The sequence below is a fragment of the Amycolatopsis sp. NBC_01307 genome (assembly GCF_035975215.1).
In the GTDB taxonomy this organism is placed as follows: domain Bacteria; phylum Actinomycetota; class Actinomycetes; order Mycobacteriales; family Pseudonocardiaceae; genus Amycolatopsis.
The window spans coordinates 3,340,871-3,358,926 of the sequence record NZ_CP108403.1 but is presented as its reverse complement, the minus strand read 5'-3'; the positions used below and the strand labels follow the sequence as shown (position 1 = coordinate 3,358,926).

Here is an 18,056-nt window from a genome sequence, read left to right as displayed (position 1 = left end):
CGAGGGGAGGCTTGCGTGGTCGAGGCTGGTTCCGAGAAGCAGCCTGTTCGGTTCGCGGCTGGCGAGCAGGGTGAACTGTTCCCCGATGACTCGCTGCCCGACGAGCTCGTCGGCTACCGGGGTCCGGCCGCGTGCCAGATCGCCGGGATCACCTACCGTCAGCTCGACTACTGGGCTCGCACGAAACTGATCGCGCCCAGCATCCGCACCGCGCACGGCTCCGGCTCCCAGCGGCTGTACTCGTTCAAGGACATCCTGGTCCTGAAGGTGGTCAAGCGGCTGCTGGACACCGGGGTCTCGCTGCAGAACATCCGGGTCGCGGTCGACCACCTGTCCGTCCGCGGGGTCCGTGACCTCGCCAAGGTCACACTGTTCTCCGACGGCACCACGGTCTACGAATGCACCTCGCCGGAGGAGATCGTCGATCTGCTCCAGGGCGGCCAGGGCGTGTTCGGCATCGCGGTCAGCGGCGCGATGCAGGAAATCAGCGGCACCATCCACGAGTTCCCGGCCGAACGCGCCGACGGCGGCATCGTCGAAGCGCACGAGCCGGACGAGCTGACCCAACGCCGCAACGCCCGCCGTACCGGGTGATCATCTCCGCGGCGGCGGGAGTAAAGTGATCCACGCAGTCGACGAAACCGCGCGGGAGAGTCCGGACCACAACCTCGAGTCCGGCGCCGAAGGAGCAAGTCCTCCCCGGAACCTCTCAGGCACCCTGGACCGCGCGGTCTAGACGCCTCTGGAAAGCGGGTCGTCAGGACACAACCTGATGGCCCCGCCGACGGTGCAAGCCCGGCTCAACCTCGGGCGAAACTCTCAGGCGCCCCTTCGGGGGTACGGACAGAGTGGGGAGGGTACGGCTTCGGGCTCGCAGGCTCGCCCGTCGCCTACCTGGTGTTTTGTGGGGGCAACCCCCACACCCCGCCCGGCGGGCTCCGCCCCCGGACCCCCGGCCGTGGTCGCGTTCGCAGGAGGCCATCGTGCAGCCGTCACTCGCCTCCCTGGAACAGGGCTTTCCCTTCGCCGACCGGCACATCGGGCCCGGTCCGGCGGAACTCCGCACGATCCTCGACGTCATCGGCGTCGCCTCCCTCGACGAACTCGCCGAGCGGGCCGTGCCCGGGTCGCTGCGCGCGTCCGCCGCGCCCCTCGACCTGCCGCCGGCCGCCACCGAAGCCCAGGTGCTCGCCGAACTGCGGGCGCTGGCCGCGCGGAACCGGCCGATGGCCCAGATGATCGGCCTCGGTTACCACGACACCGTGACCCCGTCGGTGATCCGCCGCAACGTCCTCGAGAACCCGGCCTGGTACACCGCGTACACGCCCTACCAGCCGGAAATCTCGCAGGGACGGCTCGAAGCGCTCCTCAACTTCCAGACCATGGTCGCCGACCTGACCGGCCTGCCCGTCGCGAACGCGTCCCTGCTCGACGAGGCCACCGCGGCCGCCGAAGCGATGACGCTCGTGCGCCGCGCCGGCAAGTCGGCGTCCAACCGGTTCGTCGTCGACGAGGACACCCTGCCCCAGACCCTCGCCGTGCTGCGGACTCGCGCGGAACCGCTGGGCATCGAGCTGGTCGTCGAAGACCTGTCCCAGGGGCTCACCGGGCTCGGCCTCGGCGGCGACTTCTTCGGCGTCCTGCTGTCCTGCCCGGGCGCGTCCGGCGCCGTCCGCGAGTTCGACTTCACCATCGCCGACGCCAAGAAGCACGGCGCGGCGGTGATCGTCGCCGCGGACCCCCTGTCCCTGACGCTGCTGCGGCCGCCCGGTGAGCTCGGCGCCGACGTCGCCATCGGCTCGACCCAGCGGTTCGGCGTCCCGATGGGCTTCGGCGGCCCGCACGCGGCTTACCTGGCGGTCCGCCAAGGCTTGGAGCGGCAGTTGCCCGGCCGGCTGGTCGGTGTCTCGAAGGACGAAGACGGCGCCCCGGCGTACCGGCTGGCACTGCAGACCCGGGAACAGCACATCCGCCGCGAGAAGGCGACGTCGAACATCTGCACCGCGCAGGTCCTGCTCGCCGTGATGGCCTCGATGTACGCGGTCCACCACGGCCCCGACGGCCTGCGCGCGATCGCGCTGCGCGCCCACCGGATGGCGACCGTGCTCGCGGCCGGCCTCTGCGAGGGCGGCGTCGAGGTCGTGCACGGCGAGTTCTTCGACACCGTCACCGCGGCGGTGCCGGGCCGCGCGGCCGCGGTCGTCGCGGCGGCTCGCGACCTCGGTGTGAACCTGCGGCGGATCGACGACGACCACGTCGGCGTCGCCTGCGACGAGACGACCACCCGCGAGCGGCTCTCGTTGGTGTGGAAGGCCTTCGGCGTCGCGGTGTCCGATGTGGACGGCCTGGACGAGGACACGGCGGACGCGCTCCCGGCGCCGCTGCGGCGCACGAGCGGATTCCTCACCCACCCGGTGTTCCACGCCCACCGCTCCGAAACCGCGTTGCTGCGCTACCTGCGGGAGCTGTCGGACAAGGACGTCGCGCTCGACCGCAGCATGATCCCGCTCGGCTCCTGCACGATGAAGCTCAACGCCGCGGCGGAGATGGAGCCCGTCACCTGGCCGGAGTTCGCCGGGCTGCACCCGTTCGCCCCGGCCGAGGACGCGGCCGGCCTGCTGTCGGTGATCGCGGACCTCGAGGCCTGGCTGGCCCGGATCACCGGCTACGACGCGGTTTCCCTGCAGCCCAACGCCGGCAGCCAGGGCGAGTTCGCCGGGCTGCTGGCCATCCGCGCCCACCACCGCTCGCGCGGCGAGGGCGAGCGCGACGTCTGCCTGATCCCGGCCAGCGCGCACGGCACCAACGCCGCCAGCGCCGTGATGGCGGGCATGCGGGTGGTCGTCGTCCGGTGCGACGACGGCGGCGACATCGACCTCGCGCACCTGCGGTCCACAGTGGACGAGCACCGGGCCGATCTCGCGGCCATCATGATCACCTACCCGTCGACGCACGGGGTCTACGAGGACACCGTCGGCGAGGTCTGCGCGCTGGTGCACGACGCGGGCGGCCAGGTGTACGTCGACGGCGCCAACCTCAACGCGCTCATCGGCGTGGCGCAGTACGGCCGGTTCGGCGCCGACGTCTCGCACCTCAATCTGCACAAGACGTTCTGCGTCCCGCACGGCGGTGGCGGGCCGGGGGTCGGCCCGATCGGCGTCCGCGCGCACCTCGCGCCTTTCCTGCCGAACCACCCGCTGCAGCCCGCGGCCGGCCCGGCGACCGGCGTCGGCCCGGTCAGCGCGGCGCCGTGGGGCAGCGCGTCGATCCTGCCGATCTCGTGGGCCTACGTCCGGACGATGGGCGCCGGAGGCTTGCGCCGGGCGACGCTGGTGGCCGTGGCGAACGCCAACTACGTCGCGCGGCGGCTCGGCGAGCACTACCCGGTGCTCTACGCCGGCCACGACGGCCTCGTCGCCCACGAGTGCGTCCTCGACCTGCGGCCGCTGACGAAGGCCACCGGCGTCACGGTCGACGACGTCGCCAAGCGGCTGGCGGACTACGGCCTGCACGCGCCGACGATGTCGTTCCCGGTGCCGGGCACGCTCATGGTGGAGCCGACCGAGAGCGAGAACCTCGCCGAGCTGGACCGCTTCTGCGCGGCGATGATCGCGATCCGCGGCGAGATCGACCGCGTCGCGGCGGGGGAGTGGGCCCTGGCGGACTCGCCGCTGCGGCACGCGCCGCACACCGCGCGCTGCGTCACGGGCGAGTGGGATCGCCCCTACAGCCGTGAGACGGCGGTGTTCCCGGCCGGGCCGGGCGGCGCGAAGATCTGGCCGCCGGTCCGCCGCATCGACGGCGCGGCAGGCGACCGGAACCTGGTCTGCTCGTGCCCGCCGCCGGAGGCGTTCGCCTAGGTCCGGGCTTGCGCCGGCCTCACAGGGGCGGGAGGTAGGTTGGCGCCATGGCGAGTGGCAGTGGTCCGGATCGGACGTCCGTGGTCGTGACCGGGGGCAGCGGCTTCATCGGCCGCGCCGTCGTGCGCGCCTTCCGCGAGCGGGGCGTTCCGGTGACCGTCGTCGACCGGGTCCCGTTCCCGGACGAGCCGGCCGGCGTCCGCGTGGTGACCGGCGAGCTGCTCGACGCCGCCGTCCGCGAAGAGGCCGTGACGTCCGAAACGGCGGCCATCGTGCACCTCGCCGCGCTGACTTCCGTGCTGCGCTCGGTCGAACTGCCGGAGCAGACCTTCGCCGACAACGTCCTCGTGACGCAGGAACTGCTGGAACTGGCGCGGCGCCTCGAAGTGCCGGGCTTCGTGCTCGCCTCGACCAACGCCGTGATCGGCAACGTCGGTGGCGCGACCATCACGCCGGACCTGCCGCCGCGGCCGCTGACGCCCTACGGCGCCACCAAGGCGGCGTGCGAAATGCTGCTGTCCGGCTACGCGGGCGCGTACGGGATGAAGACGTGTGCCTTGCGGTTCACCAACGTCTACGGCCCGGGAATGTCCCACAAGGACAGTTTCGTGCCGCGGATGATGCGCGCGGCGCTGACCGGCACCGGCGTCCGCGTCTACGGCGACGGGCAGCAGCGGCGCGACCTCGTGCACGTCGACGACGTCGTCAACGCCATCACCCTCGCCGTCGGCAGCGGCTACTCCGGCACCGCGATCGTCGGCGCCGGGAAGTCGGTTTCGGTGCTGGAGATGGTCGAAGCCGTGCGTGAGGTGACCGGCGCCGAGCTGCCGGTGGAGCACGTCGAGGCGCCGGCGGGGGAGATGCCCGCGGTGGTCGTCGACGTCTCGGGGAGCGCGGAGACGATCGGCTACCGGCCGTCGACGTCGCTGACCGACGGGCTCGCCACGGCGTGGAAGTACTTCTCCGGTCTCGAGCGTCCGAACGCGACGGAGTGACCGCGGGCGTGTCCGGTTTCCTCCGCCGCCACTGGCTCCTGCTCCTGCTGCTGCTCCCCGCGATCGCCCTGCGGGTGCTCACCTGGCTCGCCTACCGGCCGGCCCTGCTCTACATCGACTCGTTCCGCTACATCGACAACCTGCACGCGCTGCGCGCCGACCAGCTCGACCCGATCGGCTACGACCTGGTGCTGCGGCCGCTGCTGGCGGTCGGCGGCCTGGCGTGGGTCGCGGCGGTGCAGCACATCGGCGGCCTGCTGATCGCGATCGGCGTCTACGCGCTCGTGCTGCGCCTCGGTGGCCGCCCGTGGGTCGCCGCGCTCGCCGCGGTCCCGGTGCTGCTCGACGCCTACCAGCTGCAGATCGAGCAGAACATCATGTCCGAGGTCGTCTTCGAGGCGGTGCTGCTCGGGCTGCTGTGGGTACTGCTCGGCCGCGGCGCGCCCGGCTGGAAGCGCGCCGGGGTCGCGGGCCTGCTCGTCGGGTTCGCCGTGCTGGTGCGGCTGATCGGGATCTCGCTGGCCCTGCCGCTGCTGGTCTACCTGGTCGCCGCCGGGGGCGCGTGGCGGCACTGGGCGGGCTGGCGCCGCGCGGGCGTGGGCCTGCTGGGCATCCTCGTCGTGGTTGTGCCGTACTCCGCGCGGGTGCACGCCGAGACCGGCAAGTGGGGCCTGACCGGGCCGTCGGGGAACATGCTCTACGGCCGCACCGCCGCCGTCGCCGACTGCGCGAACCTGCACCTGGCGCCCGAACTGCAGGTGTTCTGCCCGGCCGAACCGCGCGAGACGCGGCTCGTGGACAACTACACGCACGCCGACCTCGACCCGAACTGGCCCGGCCCGCTGCCGCCCGGCGCGGACAAGGCGGCGCTCGCGCACCAGTTCGCGATCGAGGTGCTCAAGGCCCAGCCCGGCGACGTCGCGGGCGCGGTGCTGGACGACTTCGCCAAGAGCTTCGCCTGGGCCCGCGAGCAGGACCCGACCGACGTCCCGCTGGACCGCTGGCAGTTCCAGCTCACGTATCCGCAGTGGGCCGACCAGTCCCTGATCGACCTGGTCACGCGGCAGAACGACGGCGTCGTCGCGAGCGTCGACGAGCCACTGGCCGCCTTCCTGCGCGACTACCAGCTCAACGGCGGCTACGTCCCGGGCGCGGTGCTCGGCATCGGCGCGCTCCTCGGGCTGCTGACGGTCGTCCGGCGGAAACGGCCGGTGGACGCGGCGCGGGCGGGCGCGCTGCTGGCGTCGACGAGCGGGCTGGTCCTGCTGTTCGCCTCGGCCGTGTTCCAGTTCTCGTGGCGCTACCAGATCCCGGCGCTCGTGCTGCTGCCCGTCGCGGGCGCGCTCGGCTTCACGACGTTGACCTCGGCGAGCCGCAAGCGCCTGGCCGCTTTCCCCGACGACGTCGACACGGGTGCGCTCGACGACTTCCGCGGCCGCCACCCCGACCTGCGGCTGTCGTCGCTGGTCGTGGTCATCGCCGCCTACAACGAGGCCGGCGGCATCGGCGGGGTGCTGGAGAAGATGCCGGACGAGTGCCTAGGCCGGCCGGTGGACGTGCTCGTCGTCGTCGACGGCGGCACGGACGACACGGCGGCCATCGCCGAGGACCACGGCGCGTACGTCTGCGTCGCACCGCGCAACCGCGGTCAGGGCGCCGCGCTGCGCCTCGGCTACCACCTCGCGGCGGCGTCCGGCGCCGAGTACATCGTGACCACCGACGCGGACGGCCAGTACGACAACAGCGAGCTCGAAGCCCTGGTCGGCCCGGTCGTCGACGGTGAGGCGGACTTCGTCACCGGCTCCCGCCGCCTGGGGCACGAGGAAGCGGACAGCCGCGTCCGCTGGCTCGGCGTCCGGGTGTTCGCGGTGCTGGCGTCGGTGCTGACCGGGCGGCGGATCACGGACACCTCGTTCGGCTTCCGGGCGATGCGCGCCGACCTGGCCTGTTCGGTCCCGCTGAACGAGCCGCAGTACCAGTCGTCGGAACTCCTGCTGGGCGTGACCGCGCGCGGCTCACGGGTCGTGGAGCTGCCGATGAGCATGCGGCTGCGCAAGGCGGGCAAGAGCAAGAAGGGCGGCAGCGTCGTCTACGGCGCCAACTACGCGAGGGTCATGACGGGGACGTGGTGGCGGGGCTACGTCCTGCGCCGCGGCCGGAAGACGGGCCGGTCGAGCAGGGTGAACACGAGCGCGTAGCCACTGGTCACGGCACGGTCGAACGGTGTTCAGCCCAGCGTGTCGTCCCTTCGATCACGCGTGTCGACTCTCTGATCACGAGTGTCGGCGTTCTGATCACGGTGCCGGCCGGACGGCACGCTTACTCCGATGGACGACGCGCGTGATCGCAGGGTCGACACGCGTGATCGAAGGGACGACACGGGGTTGGTGCCGGGCGGGGACCGGACCGACCCGCCAGTTACGACGAGGACGCGGTGGCGGCCGTTCGGGCTGCGCCGCGGCCGAACACGAGGCGGTCGAGCAGCGTGAACTTCACGACGAACACCAGCGCGTAGCTGGCGACGTACGCGCCGTCGACCAGCACGACCCACCACACGTGCGGCAGGTTCAGCGGGGTCAGCAGCGAGCCGGCCAGGGTCGTCAGGCCGACCGAGGCGAGGCCGCCCAGGCCGATCACGCCGAGGTAGGGGAGCAGCTCGCGGCGCACGCGGGGGCGGCCGGTGCGGCCCCACACCCAGCGGCGGGTGACGACGAAGTTCAGCACCGCGCCGGCGGCCCAGGCGAGCGTGCTGGCCAGTACCGGGACGCCGCCGCCGGCGAGCACGGCGAGCAGGACGACCTGGCTGAGGACCGTGGCGGCGACCGACGTCACCGCGGCGCGGCCCAGCCGGGCCCAGCCCCGGCGTCGCGTCGGTGTCTCCGCTGTGCGCTGGCGCACATCGCCGGTTACGGTCGTCATGCCCCCATCCTCCCCGCGGGTCGCGCGCGCCGCCGTCCGACCCCCCTATGCATAGGAGATTCACAGCTCATTGCCAGGTGCTCATCAGCACGTGATCGATAGCGTCGGGTTCTTGCAAGCCTCTGCTACTGAGTGGAATCAGCATGCTTGCCGCGTAAACGAGCAGGAAAGGCGGCACAATGCGAGTGCTGGTTCTCGGCGGTGACGGTTATCTGGGCTGGCCCACCGCGTTGCACTTATCGGACAAAGGCCACGAGGTGGCCGTTCTCGACAATATGGCCCGCCGTGGCTACGACGTCGAGCTCGGTGTCGAAAGCCTGGTCCCGATCGAGACGCTCCCGGACCGGATCGCCGCGTGGGAGGAGGTGTCCGGACGGCGCATCACCAGCTACGAAGGTGACCTGCTCGACGCGGACTTCCTCTTCGACGCCGTCCGCGACTTCGCGCCCGACGCCGTCGTCCACTACGCCGAGCAGCGGTCCGCGCCCTATTCGATGATCGACCGCGAACACGCGGTGTACACGCAGCACAACAATGTGGTCGGCAACCTGAACCTGCTGTACGCGATCGCCGAAATCAACCCGTCGATCCACTTGGTCAAACTGGGCACGATGGGTGAATACGGCACGCCGAACGTCGACATCGAAGAAGGCTGGCTCGACCTCGAGCACAACGGCCGCAAGGACCGCGTGCTGTTCCCGAAACGGCCCGGTTCGTTCTACCACCTGACGAAGGTCCACGACTCGCACAACATCGAGTTCACGTGCCGCGCCTGGGGGCTGCGGGCCACGGACCTCAACCAGGGCGTCGTGTACGGCCAGCGGACCCCGCAGACCGCGCTGGACCCGCGCCTGGCCACCCGCTTCGACTACGACGCCGTGTTCGGCACGGTGCTCAACCGGTTCGTCATCCAGGCGGTGCTGGGGCAGCCGCTGACGGTGTACGGCAAGGGCGCCCAGACCCGCGGCCTGATCGACATCCGCGACACCGTGGAGTGCATCCGCCTCGCCGTGGAGAACCCGGCCGAGGCGGGCGAGTTCCGCGTCTTCAACCAGATGACCGAGAGCATGTCGGTCGCCGCCATCGCCGACCTCGTCGCCGAGCGGTTCCCCGGCCCGGTGCAGATCGAGCAGCTGGAGAACCCGCGGACCGAGGCCCCGGAGCACTACTACAACGTGAAGCACACCGGGCTGGTCGGCCTCGGCCTGGAGCCGCACCTGCTGTCGGACACGCTCATCGAGTCGATGTTCGACATCGTCGGGGCCAACAAGCACCGCGTGAACATGGACAAGCTGCGCCCGACCGTCCGCTGGCGGGGCGCGCTCAAGAGCTGAGCCGGGCCGGGGCGGGCTCCTCCTCGCGGGGGGAGCCCGCCCTTTGCGCGTTCAGCCGGGCATCTTGTCGAGGAAGCCGTGGACGTCGGCGATCTTGCCGTCTTCGAGCTCCACGACGTCGAACCCGATCGCGACCGGCTCGGCGCCGGGGGTGCCGAGGTACCACTGGAACCGCGCGAGGTCGTGGTGGGCGTCGGGCTCGGCGGGCAGGCTGAAGGTGAGCCCGCCGAACTGCGCCTGCGCCCCGGCCACGAAGTGGTCGATCCCGTCGTGCCCCCGGACGGCGCCGAGCGGGTCGGTGTAGCCGGCGCCCTCGGTGAAGACGTCGGCGATGAGCGCCCTGCGCTTGCCGGAGTCGGTTTCGTTCCACACGGCGATGTACTGCTCCACAATGGTCCGCACGTCGGTCATGGGATGCTCCCTTTTGTTGGGGGACAACGGGTTGTCGTCGCCCCTCGCTGAGATCCACTGTGGCGCCCGGGCGGCGGCGCGTCGATTACGCGCGAGGTAATGCCGAGACGGCCCCGAAATCCGCTGGCGCATCCACGTGGGCGCTCGGCACACTCGGCACGTGCTGAACGAGGAAAGGCCGGAGCTGGTCGCGGACATCGTCGCCGCGGCCCGCGGCGACGAGCCGTCGGCCGCGCTCGAAGAGGTGGCCGTCGGCGGCTACGCGGCCGGTCTCACGCAGGCAGCGCTGCTGGCGGCCTGCGGCTGCGCCCTGGACACCGTCCTCGCCGGCGTGCCGGAAGGAACCGATGTCCCGGCCGACGACGCCATCCGTGACCTCATGGACCGGCTCGAAGGGTGGTGTCCGCCCGGAGCGCACATCGAGCCATTACCCCCGAAGTAATGGCCGCGCCGCGGTGATCGTCGTAGCGTCGGTCCCGTGACGACTTCGGTGCAGGCGGCCGCGCGGCAGCGGCCGGTGGGTGAGCTTCTGCGGGAATGGCGCGACCGGCGGCGGATCAGCCAGCTCGACCTGGCGATCTCCGCCGACATCTCCACCCGCCACCTCAGCTTCGTGGAGACCGGGCGGTCGCGGCCGAGCCGGGACATGGTGCTGCGGCTCGGGGAGCACCTCGACGTGCCGCTGCGGGACCGCAACCGGCTGCTGCTCGCCGCCGGGTTCGCGCCCGCCTACACCGAGAGTGCGCTGGGGGATCCCGAGATGACCGCCGTCCGCCAGGCCGTACGGCAGCTGCTCGCCGGGCACGAGCCGTACCCGGCCGCCGTCGTGGACCGGAACTGGAACCTCGTCGACGCCAACGCCGCCACCGGCCTGTTCGTCGCCGGGCTGGCGCCCGAGCTGACGGCCAACGTGCTGCGCGCGACCCTGCACCCGCGGGGCATGGCGCCGCACATCCGGAACCTGGGGGAGTGGCGCGCCCACCTGCTCGGCCGGCTGCGGCGCCAGGTCGGCCAGACCGCGGACACCGGCCTCGCCGATCTGCTGGCCGAGCTGCGCGGCTACCCCTGCGACCAGCCGGTGCCCGAGGTGGAGGTCCCCGGACCGGGTGACATCTTCGTGCCGCTGATCTTCCGCCACGAGGGCACCGACCTGACGTTCTTCAGCACGGTCGCCACGTTCGGCACGCCGCTGGACGTCACCGTGGCGGAATTGGTGATCGAGTCGTTCTTCCCGGCCGACCCGGCGACGGCCGCGTACCTGCGCGAGCGGTCGGCCCGGGTGGAATGATGGAGATCCCCGCGCAGCACCCGAAGTGAGGATCACCGGTTGATGGCCGTTCCGCCTTCGCTAGCCCTGTCCGACGGAGTCCGCATCCCCCAGCTGCTGTTCGGCGTCACCGGCCTGAGCGCCTCCGAGACCGGCCGCGCCGTCCGCATCGCCCTCGACACCGGCCACCGCGGCATCGACACCGCACCGGGCACCGAGGAGGCCGTGGGCGCGGTCCTCGCCGCGTCGGACGTGCCGCGCGAGGACGTGTTCGTCAGCGTCAAGGTGCCCGTGCAGGGGTACGACGCCGCCCGCCGTGCGGCCGACCAGGTGCTGGCCGGTCTGCAGGCCGACCGCGTCGACCTGATCCTGGTGGCCGGCACGAACGGCGCGTTCACCGACACCTGGCGCGCGCTGTCGCGGCTGCGCGCCGACGGCCGGGCCCGCGCGATCGGCGTGGCGGGGTTCAGCGCGGCCGAGCTGCGCCGGCTGATCGACGCCACCGGCACCGTCCCGGCGGTCAACCTGGTCGAGCTGCACCCGTGGCTGCAGCAGCTGCCGCTGCGGGAGTTCCACGACGCGCACGGCATCCTGACCGGCGCGTCGAGCCCGGCGGCGAACAGCGCGCTGCTGTCCGACGAGACGGTCACCGCGCTGGCGGCGAAGTACGGCAAGACCCCGGCCCAGATCGTCCTGCGGTGGCACCTGCAGGGCGGCACGGTCGCGGTGGCGGCTTCGGCCACCACGACCCGGACCCGGGAGCACTTCGAGGTGTTCGACTTCGAGCTGGCCGACGACGACCTGGCCGTGCTGGCCGAGCTCGACAACGGCACGCGCGTCGGCCCGGCCTGAGGATCAGGCGGTCTTGATCCCGGCGGCGGTGAAGTCGGCCTGCTGGGCGGGCTGCTCGAGGTACTCGCGGAACGTCTGTGCCGCGCGCAGCAGGGTGTCGTCGATGCCCGGCCCGGTCAGCCCGACGAACGGGTAGTCCGCCGACCGCGCGGTGGCGACCGACTGGGCGGGCGAGCCGATCATCTCGGGCTTCTTGGTGGTCAGCTCGCTGATCCAGTACGTCGACTCGGGCAGCCACGCGGTGGGGAGCCCACCGATCGAGTCCAGGTTGGCCCGGCCGACCAGCGCGTCGAGCACCTGCGCCGACGGCTTGGCCTCGATCGTCACGTTCACGCACTGGCCGTGGACGACGGTGGCGGCCTGGTTCCAGCGGTCGGCCGCGGCGGCCAGCGGCTTCTGCACGCTCGGGGTGACGATCACGCGCATGTGCGACGTGCCGCTGGAGCAGCTGGCGGCCTGGGCCTCGGCGCGGCTGTTGAGCTCGCTGTCGGCCCAGTTCCAGCCGACGATGCCGAGCCCGATGAGGGCGGCGAGCACGAGACAGGCGATCGGCCAGCCCGCGATCTTGCGACGCGGGGCCTTCTTGCCGACGATGCGGTGCGAGCCGGTCGCCTCGGCGACCTTGCCGAGGGTCCGCTGGGTGCCGGTGTCCTCGCTCCGGGCGGCGGTCCGGTGCGAGCCGGTGTCGTCACTCCGGTGCGGCCCGGTGCTCTCGCTCCGGCCGGGGACGCGGGAGGTGCCGGTGGTCTCGGATCGGCCGGCGGCGCGGAAGGAACCGGTGTTCTCCCCACGACGGGCGGCACGGAAGGTCCCGGTGTTCTCACCGCGACGGGCTGCGCGGAAGGTCCCGGATTCCTCGCCGCGGCGGGTGCCGTCGGCCGGCTCGGGTGCTGCGGTTTCGGGGGCCGTGTTCTGGCCGCGGCGGGTGGCGGCGGCGCGGAACATGCCGGAGTCTTCGCCGCGGCGGGTGCCGCCGGGGGTCTCGGGCGTTTCCGTTCCGTCGGGGGCCGGGAAGGTGTCGGCGTTCTTGCCGCGGCGGGCGGCGCGGAACATGCCGGAGTCTTCGCCTCGGCGCGTGGCACCGGGAGTCTCGGGCGCCTCCGGTGCGAGGGCGCTGTTCTTTCCGCGGCGGCCGGCGGTGCGGAACCGGCCCGAATCCTCGCCGCGGCCGGGGGGACGCGGCGGCTCGGGGGTCTCACTGCGGAACGTGCCGGTGTTCTCGCCGCGGCGGGGCGCGCGCGGGGCTCCGGGGGCCTCGGTCCGCCCGGCGGTCCGGAATGCCCCGGAATCCTCGGTCGGCTTGCGGAACCACCCGGAATCTTCGCTCTGGCCGGAGGCCGGGGAGGGGGCCGGGGTGGCGCCGGTGGCCGGGATGACGGTGGTGGTCTCGGTGGGGCCGGCGGCGCGGGGAGCGCGCCGGCCCGTCCGGCCGGCACCGGCGGACTCGCCGCGCCCGGTCCGTCGGGACGTGGGGGGCTCGGCCTGGTTCGGACGCTGCGGGACGGCACCCGGACCCTCGGCGGGGGGACGCTTCGCCCCGGCGCGGTCCAGCGGGTGTGGCACCGGCTCGTCGGGCCGGGCGTGTCGCCCCATCGTCATCCTTTCGGCCTAAAGAGCACGTCAAGCACGCGCTGCTATGCAATCAAACCGTTATCACCCTAACAGGTGAGCAACGGGCCGGGAATAATCTAACTCACAGTTGTGTCACGCTCGCGGAGGCCGCCCGGCTGGGCTGACCAGGCTATTGCAGTGCGCGATCAGGCGAGCACGCAAGGGTGCCGAACGGCGGGCGAACCCGGCCTGCGCGCGAGCGTACTCGGCCCGTCCCTCGGCGGTCTCGATCCGCACGGGCGGGTAGCCGAGAGCCGCGAGGTCGTACGGGCTCGCCCGCATGTCCAGCTCCCGGATCTCGGCCGCGAGCTCGAAACAGTCGGCGACGAGCTCCGCGGGCACGAACGGGTCGAGCTTGTACGCCCATTTGAACAAGTCCATGTTCGCGTGCAGGCAGCCCGGCTGCTCGAGGGTGACCTGCGTCGCCCGCGTCGGCTCCAGCTCGTTGCGGGGCCGCGCCGGCGGGGTGAAGAACCGGAACGCGTCGAAGTGCCCGCAGCGGATGTCCAGCGACTCGACGACCGCGTCGGTGCCCGTCGACCCGAGCCGCAGCGGGACCTGGTCGTGGCGCACGGAATCCGCCGGCTCGCGGTAGACCATCGCCCACTCGTGCAGCCCGAAGCAGCTCAGCCGGGGCGCGCGGGACGCCGTCGCGCTGAGCAGGCCGAGCACGAACTCCGCCGTCTTGGCCTTGCGCTCGGTGAACCCGGCCGGGTCGAGGACGACGCCGTCGCTCGTCTCGACGTAGCCCTTCCGGTCGAGGAAGCGCTGCGCCGCGGGCCCGGCGAGCGCGACGCCGGGGCCCGGCTGCCAGCGTTCGAGGTGGCCCGGCCGGTGCGAGTAGTAGGTGAACAGGAAGTCCAGCACCGGGTGCTTCTCGCCCCGGGACTTGCGGTCCTGGTGCGGGACCGTCCACCGGCGCACCCGGTCGGCGTGCGCCGCCTCCCGGGCCAGCCAGTCCGGTTCGGCGAGCACGTCGACCGCGGTCATGCGCCCACGTGGGTGCCGTCGCGCACGGTGCCCACGTACTCCTCGACGAGGTCTTCGAGCGCGACGACGCCCACCGCGTTGCCGGTGGTGTCGAGCGCCCGCGCCAGGTGGCTGCCCTCCTTGCGCATCGCCGAGAGCGCGACGTCCAGCCGGGCGTCGGCCCGCAGCTCGGTCAGCGGCCGCGTCTTCGACGCCGGCACCATCGTCGCCGGGTCCTCGCCGGCCAGGTCCAGGACGTCCTTGACGTGGATGTAGCCCGTCAGGCGCCCGTCGTCGGTGCACACCGGGAAGCGCGAGAAGCCGGTCGAGGACACCACCCGCTCGACGTCGCCGAGGGTCGGCGCGCACGGCAGGGTCGTCAGGTCGGCCGTCGGCACCAGCACGTCGGACACCGTCTTCTGCACCGAGGACAGCGTCTGGGTGAGCCGCCGGTGCTCGGACTGGTCGATCAGGCCCTCCCGGCGCGACTCGCTGAGCAGCTCGGCCAGCTCGTCGGAGGTGTAGGCCGTCTCCAGCTCGTCCTTCGGCTCGACCTTCACCGCGCGCAGCAGCGAGTTCGCGACGAAGTTCAGCAGCCAGATGAACGGGTTCGCGATCTTGACCCAGCCGACGTGCACCGGCACCAGCCAGAGCGCGAGCTTCTCCGGTTCGGCGATGGCGAGGTTCTTCGGCACCATCTCGCCGATCAGCACGTGCAGCACCGTGATGAAGGCCAGCGCGATCGCGAACGAGATCGGGTGCAGCAGGCCTTCGGGCAGGCCCAGCAGGTCGAAGAACGCCGAGAGCCGGTGCGCGACAGCGGGTTCGCCGAGGCGGCCGAGCAGCAGCGAGCAGATGGTGATGCCCAGCTGCGCGCCGGCCAGCATCAGCGACACGTGCTTGCTCGCGTTGATCACGATCTTCGCGCGCGTCTTGCCCTGCTCCAGCAGCGCTTCGAGCCGGTCACGCCGCGAGGAGATGAGCGTGAACTCCGCGCCCACGAAGAAGGCGTTGAGCAGCAGCAGGAACACCACGAGGGCGATGTTCAGCCAGTCGCTCACGAGACCACCTCGCTTTCGGCGGCCTCTTCGGCCGGCTCGGCCTCGCGGACCGGGGCCACTTCGACCTCGGCGACGCGGTGGCGGTCCATCGTGGTCACGGTGAGCCGCCAGCCGTCGACCTCGGCGGCGTCGCCCTCGGCGGGGATCTTGCCCAGCCGTTCGAGGATCAGCCCGGCGATGGTCTCGTAGTCGCCGTCCGGCATCCGGAACCCGGTGACGTCGGTGACCTCGTCCGGCCGCAGCTGCCCGGACACCAGCCAGCTGTCGGTGCCGACCTGCTGCGACGCGGGGGCTTCGCGGTCGTCGTGCTCGTCGCGGACGTCGCCGATGATCTCCTCGACCACGTCCTCCAGCGTCACGAGCCCGGCCGTGCCGCCGTACTCGTCGACGACGATCGCCAGCTGGAACCGCGAGTCGCGCAGGCGGTCGAGCAGGTCGTCACCCGGCAGGGACTCCGGCACGGTCGGCACCGGCCGCATGACCGAGCCGATCGGCACCTTCTTGCGCTCGGCGGCGGGCACGGCGAAGGCCTGCTTCACGTGCACTGCGCCGCGGACGTCGTCGAGGTCCTCGGCGTGCACCGGGAACCGCGAGAACCCGGTGCGGCTGGAGATGGCGATGAGGTCCTCGATCGTGTCGTCCACGGTGAGCGCTTCCAGCTGCACGCGCGGGGTCATCAGCTCCTCCGCGGTGCGCTCGCCGAACCGCAGCGACCGGTCCAGCAGCTCCGCGGTCGACGTGTCGAGCGTGCCGCTCTCGGCGCTCGACCGCACGATCGAGCCCAGCTCCTGGGGTGACCTCGCGGACCGCAGTTCCTCCTGCGGTTCGACGCCGAACTTGCGCACCAGGAAGTTCGCGCTGTTGTTCATCAGCGTGATGAGCCAGCGGAACAGCGCGGAGAAGCGCGAGTGGTAGCCGGTGACCGCGCGAGCGGTCGGCAGCGGCCGGGCGATCGCCAGGTTCTTCGGCACCATCTCGCCGAGGATCATCGACAGCGAGGTGGCGATGACCAGGGCGAGCACGATCGACGCGCCCGCGGCGAACGCCGTGGGCAGCCCGATGCCGGTCAGCAGCGGCCGGACGAGCTCGCCGATCAGCGGCTCGGCCAGGTAACCGGTGATGAGCGTGGTCAGGGTGATCGCGACCTGGGCGCCGGAGAGCTGGAACGACAGCGTCCGGTGGGCCTTCTGCACGGTCAGCGCGCGGCGGTCGCCGACCTGGCGGACGTTGGCGTCGACCGTGCTGCGTTCCAGCGCGGTCAGCGAGAACTCGGCCGCGACGGCGAGTCCGGTGCCGACCGTCAGCAGGACGAAGACGAGGACGCCGAGGACGGCGAAGAGGATCTGCATCATTCCGCACCCGCCGAGGTGGCGGTGGGCGAACCTATCGGACAGCCGGGTCGGTCACCCGGCCCGGTACTGTCACCGGGTGACTGCGCTGCGCGCACGAAACGGTCACTCCTAGCGGGAAATCGGCGTGTACTGCGATTATGGGATGAATCTTAACGTGTCCTTGCCGCGCGGTGCGGGCACATCGGTGTGTCGGCGCGCTCACCTCGGCCGGCGCCCCAGCAGACCGACGAGCCGGGTGGTGGAGCCGGCGCCGCGGCGGACCGCGACGGGCGGGTCGAACAGGCCGAGCCCCTGCCACTCGTCCACCCATGGGCGCACGACGTCGATCAGGCGCTCGGCCAGCGGCTCGGTGACCGGGCTGGGCAGGCCGCGCGAGGTCCCAGCTGTGCACGGCGGCGTCGATCGTCATCTGCCAGCCGTACTCCCGGGCGGGGACCAGGCCGTAGGACAGGTGGACGGTGCGTTCGAGGACGCCGTCGTCGAGGAAGGCCTCCCGCGCGCCCTCGGCGGCCGCGTCCCAGGCACCGGCCGGGTCTTCGCCGAGGACGTCGCCGTCGAAGCGGTCGCCGACGTCGTCGAGCGTGGCGCCCGCGAGCAGCGACGGCGCCCAGAGCTGCTCGGCGACGAGGTGGTTCACGAGGTCGCGGACCGTCCACGCGGTGTACGGCGTCCGGCGGCCCCAGGCGCCGTCGCCGGCGGCGTGCACGGCCTCGCCGAACGCCCGGATGGCCTGGCCGTGTGCCTCGAGGAGATCCACGCGGGCCATTTGAACACGGCCGCTCAGGTGGTGCCGGGCCGGTGCCGCCGCACCGTCTCCTCGACGAGGTCGAGCACCGGACCGAGGCCGGCGCCCGGCAGGCCCATCGCCAGGTGCGAGACGAGTCCTTCGAGGACGAGCTCGAGGAAGGCGGTGAGGACGTCGACGTCGACGTCGTCACGCAGGTTCCCGGCCTCGCGCTGGCGCAGCAGCCGCAGCCGGGTCGCGGTGGTGAGCTGTTCGGAGCGCTCGGCCCAGCGGGCGCGGAACTCCGGGTCGGTTCGCAGCCGCCGTGAGACTTCCAAGCGGGTGCCGAGCCAGTCGGCGGGGTGCTCGCCGTCGCCGGCCAGCAGGTCACGCATGACCTGGACGAGCCCTTGCTCGGCGACGACGTCGGCCATCCGGATGGCGTCGTCCTCGGCGAGGGCGAGGAAGAGCGACTCCTTGTCGCGGAAGTGGTGGAAGATGGCGCCGCGGGAGAGTCCGGTGGCTTCCTCGAGGCGCCGGACTGTGGCACCTTCGTAGCCGTAGCGCGCGAAGCACACCCGCGAGCCGTCGAGGATCTGGCGCCGTCTTGCGTCGAGGTGATCCTGGCTTACGCGTGGCATCCTCGAATCCTGGCACCGCGGACCGGCATCTCGCAATCCGTACGTACGTCTTGTGACCCG

At 72.1% G+C, this 18,056-nt stretch carries 16 protein-coding genes and 1 riboswitch; of the genes, 8 read left to right on the top strand and 8 right to left on the bottom strand.

Features of this window, described 5'->3' with window-relative positions; translation table 11 throughout:
- The first annotated feature begins 15 nt into the window (after positions 1-15).
- The 4 genes from OG439_RS13880 (at position 16) to OG439_RS13865 (ending at position 7,053) form a co-directional block, all read left to right on the top strand.
- Positions 16-594 carry a MerR family transcriptional regulator gene (locus OG439_RS13880; protein ID WP_305879333.1) on the top strand — a complete coding sequence of 193 codons (579 nt, stop codon included), beginning with the start codon at positions 16-18 and terminating at the stop codon, positions 592-594.
- A 42-nt stretch (positions 595-636) separates the two neighbouring features.
- Positions 637-736, top strand: a riboswitch (glycine riboswitch).
- 247 nt (positions 737-983) lie between these two features.
- On the top strand, positions 984-3,860 hold the full coding sequence (gcvP, locus tag OG439_RS13875; protein ID WP_326949771.1) for an aminomethyl-transferring glycine dehydrogenase: 2,877 nt from the start codon (positions 984-986) through the stop codon (positions 3,858-3,860).
- 47 nt (positions 3,861-3,907) lie between these two features.
- Positions 3,908-4,855 carry an NAD-dependent epimerase/dehydratase family protein gene (locus tag OG439_RS13870; protein WP_326949770.1) on the top strand — a complete coding sequence of 316 codons (948 nt, stop codon included), beginning with the start codon at positions 3,908-3,910 and terminating at the stop codon, positions 4,853-4,855.
- Between the two features lie 8 nt (positions 4,856-4,863).
- Positions 4,864-7,053: a glycosyltransferase family 2 protein gene (locus tag OG439_RS13865; protein WP_326949769.1), complete on the top strand. Its 2,190-nt coding sequence runs from the start codon at positions 4,864-4,866 to the stop codon at positions 7,051-7,053.
- Positions 7,054-7,273: 220 nt separating this feature from the next.
- On the opposite strand, the gene OG439_RS13860 is transcribed toward OG439_RS13865, so the two are convergent.
- Positions 7,274-7,774: a GtrA family protein gene (locus tag OG439_RS13860; protein WP_326949768.1), complete on the bottom strand. Its 501-nt coding sequence runs from the start codon at positions 7,772-7,774 to the stop codon at positions 7,274-7,276.
- A gap of 179 nt (positions 7,775-7,953) precedes the next feature.
- On the opposite strand from OG439_RS13860, the gene OG439_RS13855 reads away from it, so the two are divergent.
- Entirely contained in the window at positions 7,954-9,108 is a 1,155-nt protein-coding gene (locus tag OG439_RS13855; RefSeq protein ID WP_326949767.1) for an NAD-dependent epimerase/dehydratase family protein, read from the top strand.
- Positions 9,109-9,159: 51 nt separating this feature from the next.
- On the opposite strand, the gene OG439_RS13850 is transcribed toward OG439_RS13855, so the two are convergent.
- The gene (locus OG439_RS13850) at positions 9,160-9,519 is read right to left on the bottom strand and encodes a nuclear transport factor 2 family protein (RefSeq protein WP_326949766.1); all 360 of its coding nucleotides are present in this window, start codon (positions 9,517-9,519) and stop codon (positions 9,160-9,162) included.
- A gap of 160 nt (positions 9,520-9,679) precedes the next feature.
- Here OG439_RS13850 and OG439_RS13845 point away from each other — a divergent pair, with 160 nt between their 5' ends.
- Genes OG439_RS13845 through OG439_RS13835 form a run of 3 tightly spaced genes read left to right on the top strand, consistent with a single transcriptional unit; the run spans position 9,680 to position 11,638 of the window.
- Positions 9,680-9,961 (top strand): hypothetical protein, encoded by a 282-nt coding sequence (locus OG439_RS13845; protein ID WP_326949765.1) that lies wholly within the window; start codon positions 9,680-9,682, stop codon positions 9,959-9,961.
- Positions 9,962-9,997: 36 nt separating this feature from the next.
- The gene (locus OG439_RS13840; RefSeq protein WP_326949764.1) at positions 9,998-10,807 is read left to right on the top strand and encodes a helix-turn-helix domain-containing protein; all 810 of its coding nucleotides are present in this window, start codon (positions 9,998-10,000) and stop codon (positions 10,805-10,807) included.
- A 42-nt stretch (positions 10,808-10,849) separates the two neighbouring features.
- Complete coding sequence (locus OG439_RS13835) at positions 10,850-11,638, top strand: aldo/keto reductase (RefSeq protein WP_326949763.1); 789 nt, start codon at positions 10,850-10,852, stop codon at positions 11,636-11,638.
- 3 nt (positions 11,639-11,641) lie between these two features.
- On the opposite strand, the gene OG439_RS13830 is transcribed toward OG439_RS13835, so the two are convergent.
- The 6 genes from OG439_RS13830 to OG439_RS13805 form a co-directional block, all read right to left on the bottom strand.
- Positions 11,642-13,231, bottom strand: a complete 1,590-nt coding sequence (locus tag OG439_RS13830; RefSeq protein WP_326949762.1) for a hypothetical protein — start codon at positions 13,229-13,231, stop codon at positions 11,642-11,644.
- Positions 13,232-13,342: 111 nt separating this feature from the next.
- The gene (locus OG439_RS13825; protein ID WP_326949761.1) at positions 13,343-14,239 is read right to left on the bottom strand and encodes a 3-methyladenine DNA glycosylase; all 897 of its coding nucleotides are present in this window, start codon (positions 14,237-14,239) and stop codon (positions 13,343-13,345) included.
- The gene (locus OG439_RS13820; protein WP_247051958.1) at positions 14,236-15,279 is read right to left on the bottom strand and encodes a hemolysin family protein; all 1,044 of its coding nucleotides are present in this window, start codon (positions 15,277-15,279) and stop codon (positions 14,236-14,238) included. Before OG439_RS13820 ends, OG439_RS13825 begins: the two co-directional genes overlap by 4 nt.
- Complete coding sequence (locus OG439_RS13815; protein ID WP_326949760.1) at positions 15,276-16,631, bottom strand: hemolysin family protein; 1,356 nt, start codon at positions 16,629-16,631, stop codon at positions 15,276-15,278. The genes OG439_RS13820 and OG439_RS13815 overlap by 4 nt, the downstream gene beginning before the upstream one ends.
- Before the next feature lie 31 nt (positions 16,632-16,662).
- Positions 16,663-17,388 carry a TIGR03086 family metal-binding protein gene (locus tag OG439_RS13810; protein ID WP_326949759.1) on the bottom strand — a complete coding sequence of 242 codons (726 nt, stop codon included), beginning with the start codon at positions 17,386-17,388 and terminating at the stop codon, positions 16,663-16,665.
- Positions 17,389-17,411: 23 nt separating this feature from the next.
- Entirely contained in the window at positions 17,412-17,996 is a 585-nt protein-coding gene (locus tag OG439_RS13805) for a TetR/AcrR family transcriptional regulator (protein ID WP_247051955.1), read from the bottom strand.
- Between the last annotated feature and the right edge of the window lie 60 nt (positions 17,997-18,056).

Coding starts and splice junctions, on each gene's coding strand:
- OG439_RS13870 (WP_326949770.1), top strand. CDS start 3,908: ATGGCGAGTGGCAGTGGTCCGGATCGGACGTCCGTGGTCGTGACCGGG.
- OG439_RS13860 (WP_326949768.1), bottom strand. CDS start 7,774: ATGACGACCGTAACCGGCGATGTGCGCCAGCGCACAGCGGAGACACCG.
- OG439_RS13855 (WP_326949767.1), top strand. CDS start 7,954: ATGCGAGTGCTGGTTCTCGGCGGTGACGGTTATCTGGGCTGGCCCACC.
- OG439_RS13850 (WP_326949766.1), bottom strand. CDS start 9,519: ATGACCGACGTGCGGACCATTGTGGAGCAGTACATCGCCGTGTGGAAC.
- OG439_RS13835 (WP_326949763.1), top strand. CDS start 10,850: ATGGCCGTTCCGCCTTCGCTAGCCCTGTCCGACGGAGTCCGCATCCCC.
- OG439_RS13830 (WP_326949762.1), bottom strand. CDS start 13,231: ATGGGGCGACACGCCCGGCCCGACGAGCCGGTGCCACACCCGCTGGAC.
- OG439_RS13825 (WP_326949761.1), bottom strand. CDS start 14,239: ATGACCGCGGTCGACGTGCTCGCCGAACCGGACTGGCTGGCCCGGGAG.
- OG439_RS13815 (WP_326949760.1), bottom strand. CDS start 16,631: ATGATGCAGATCCTCTTCGCCGTCCTCGGCGTCCTCGTCTTCGTCCTG.
- OG439_RS13805 (WP_247051955.1), bottom strand. CDS start 17,996: ATGCCACGCGTAAGCCAGGATCACCTCGACGCAAGACGGCGCCAGATC.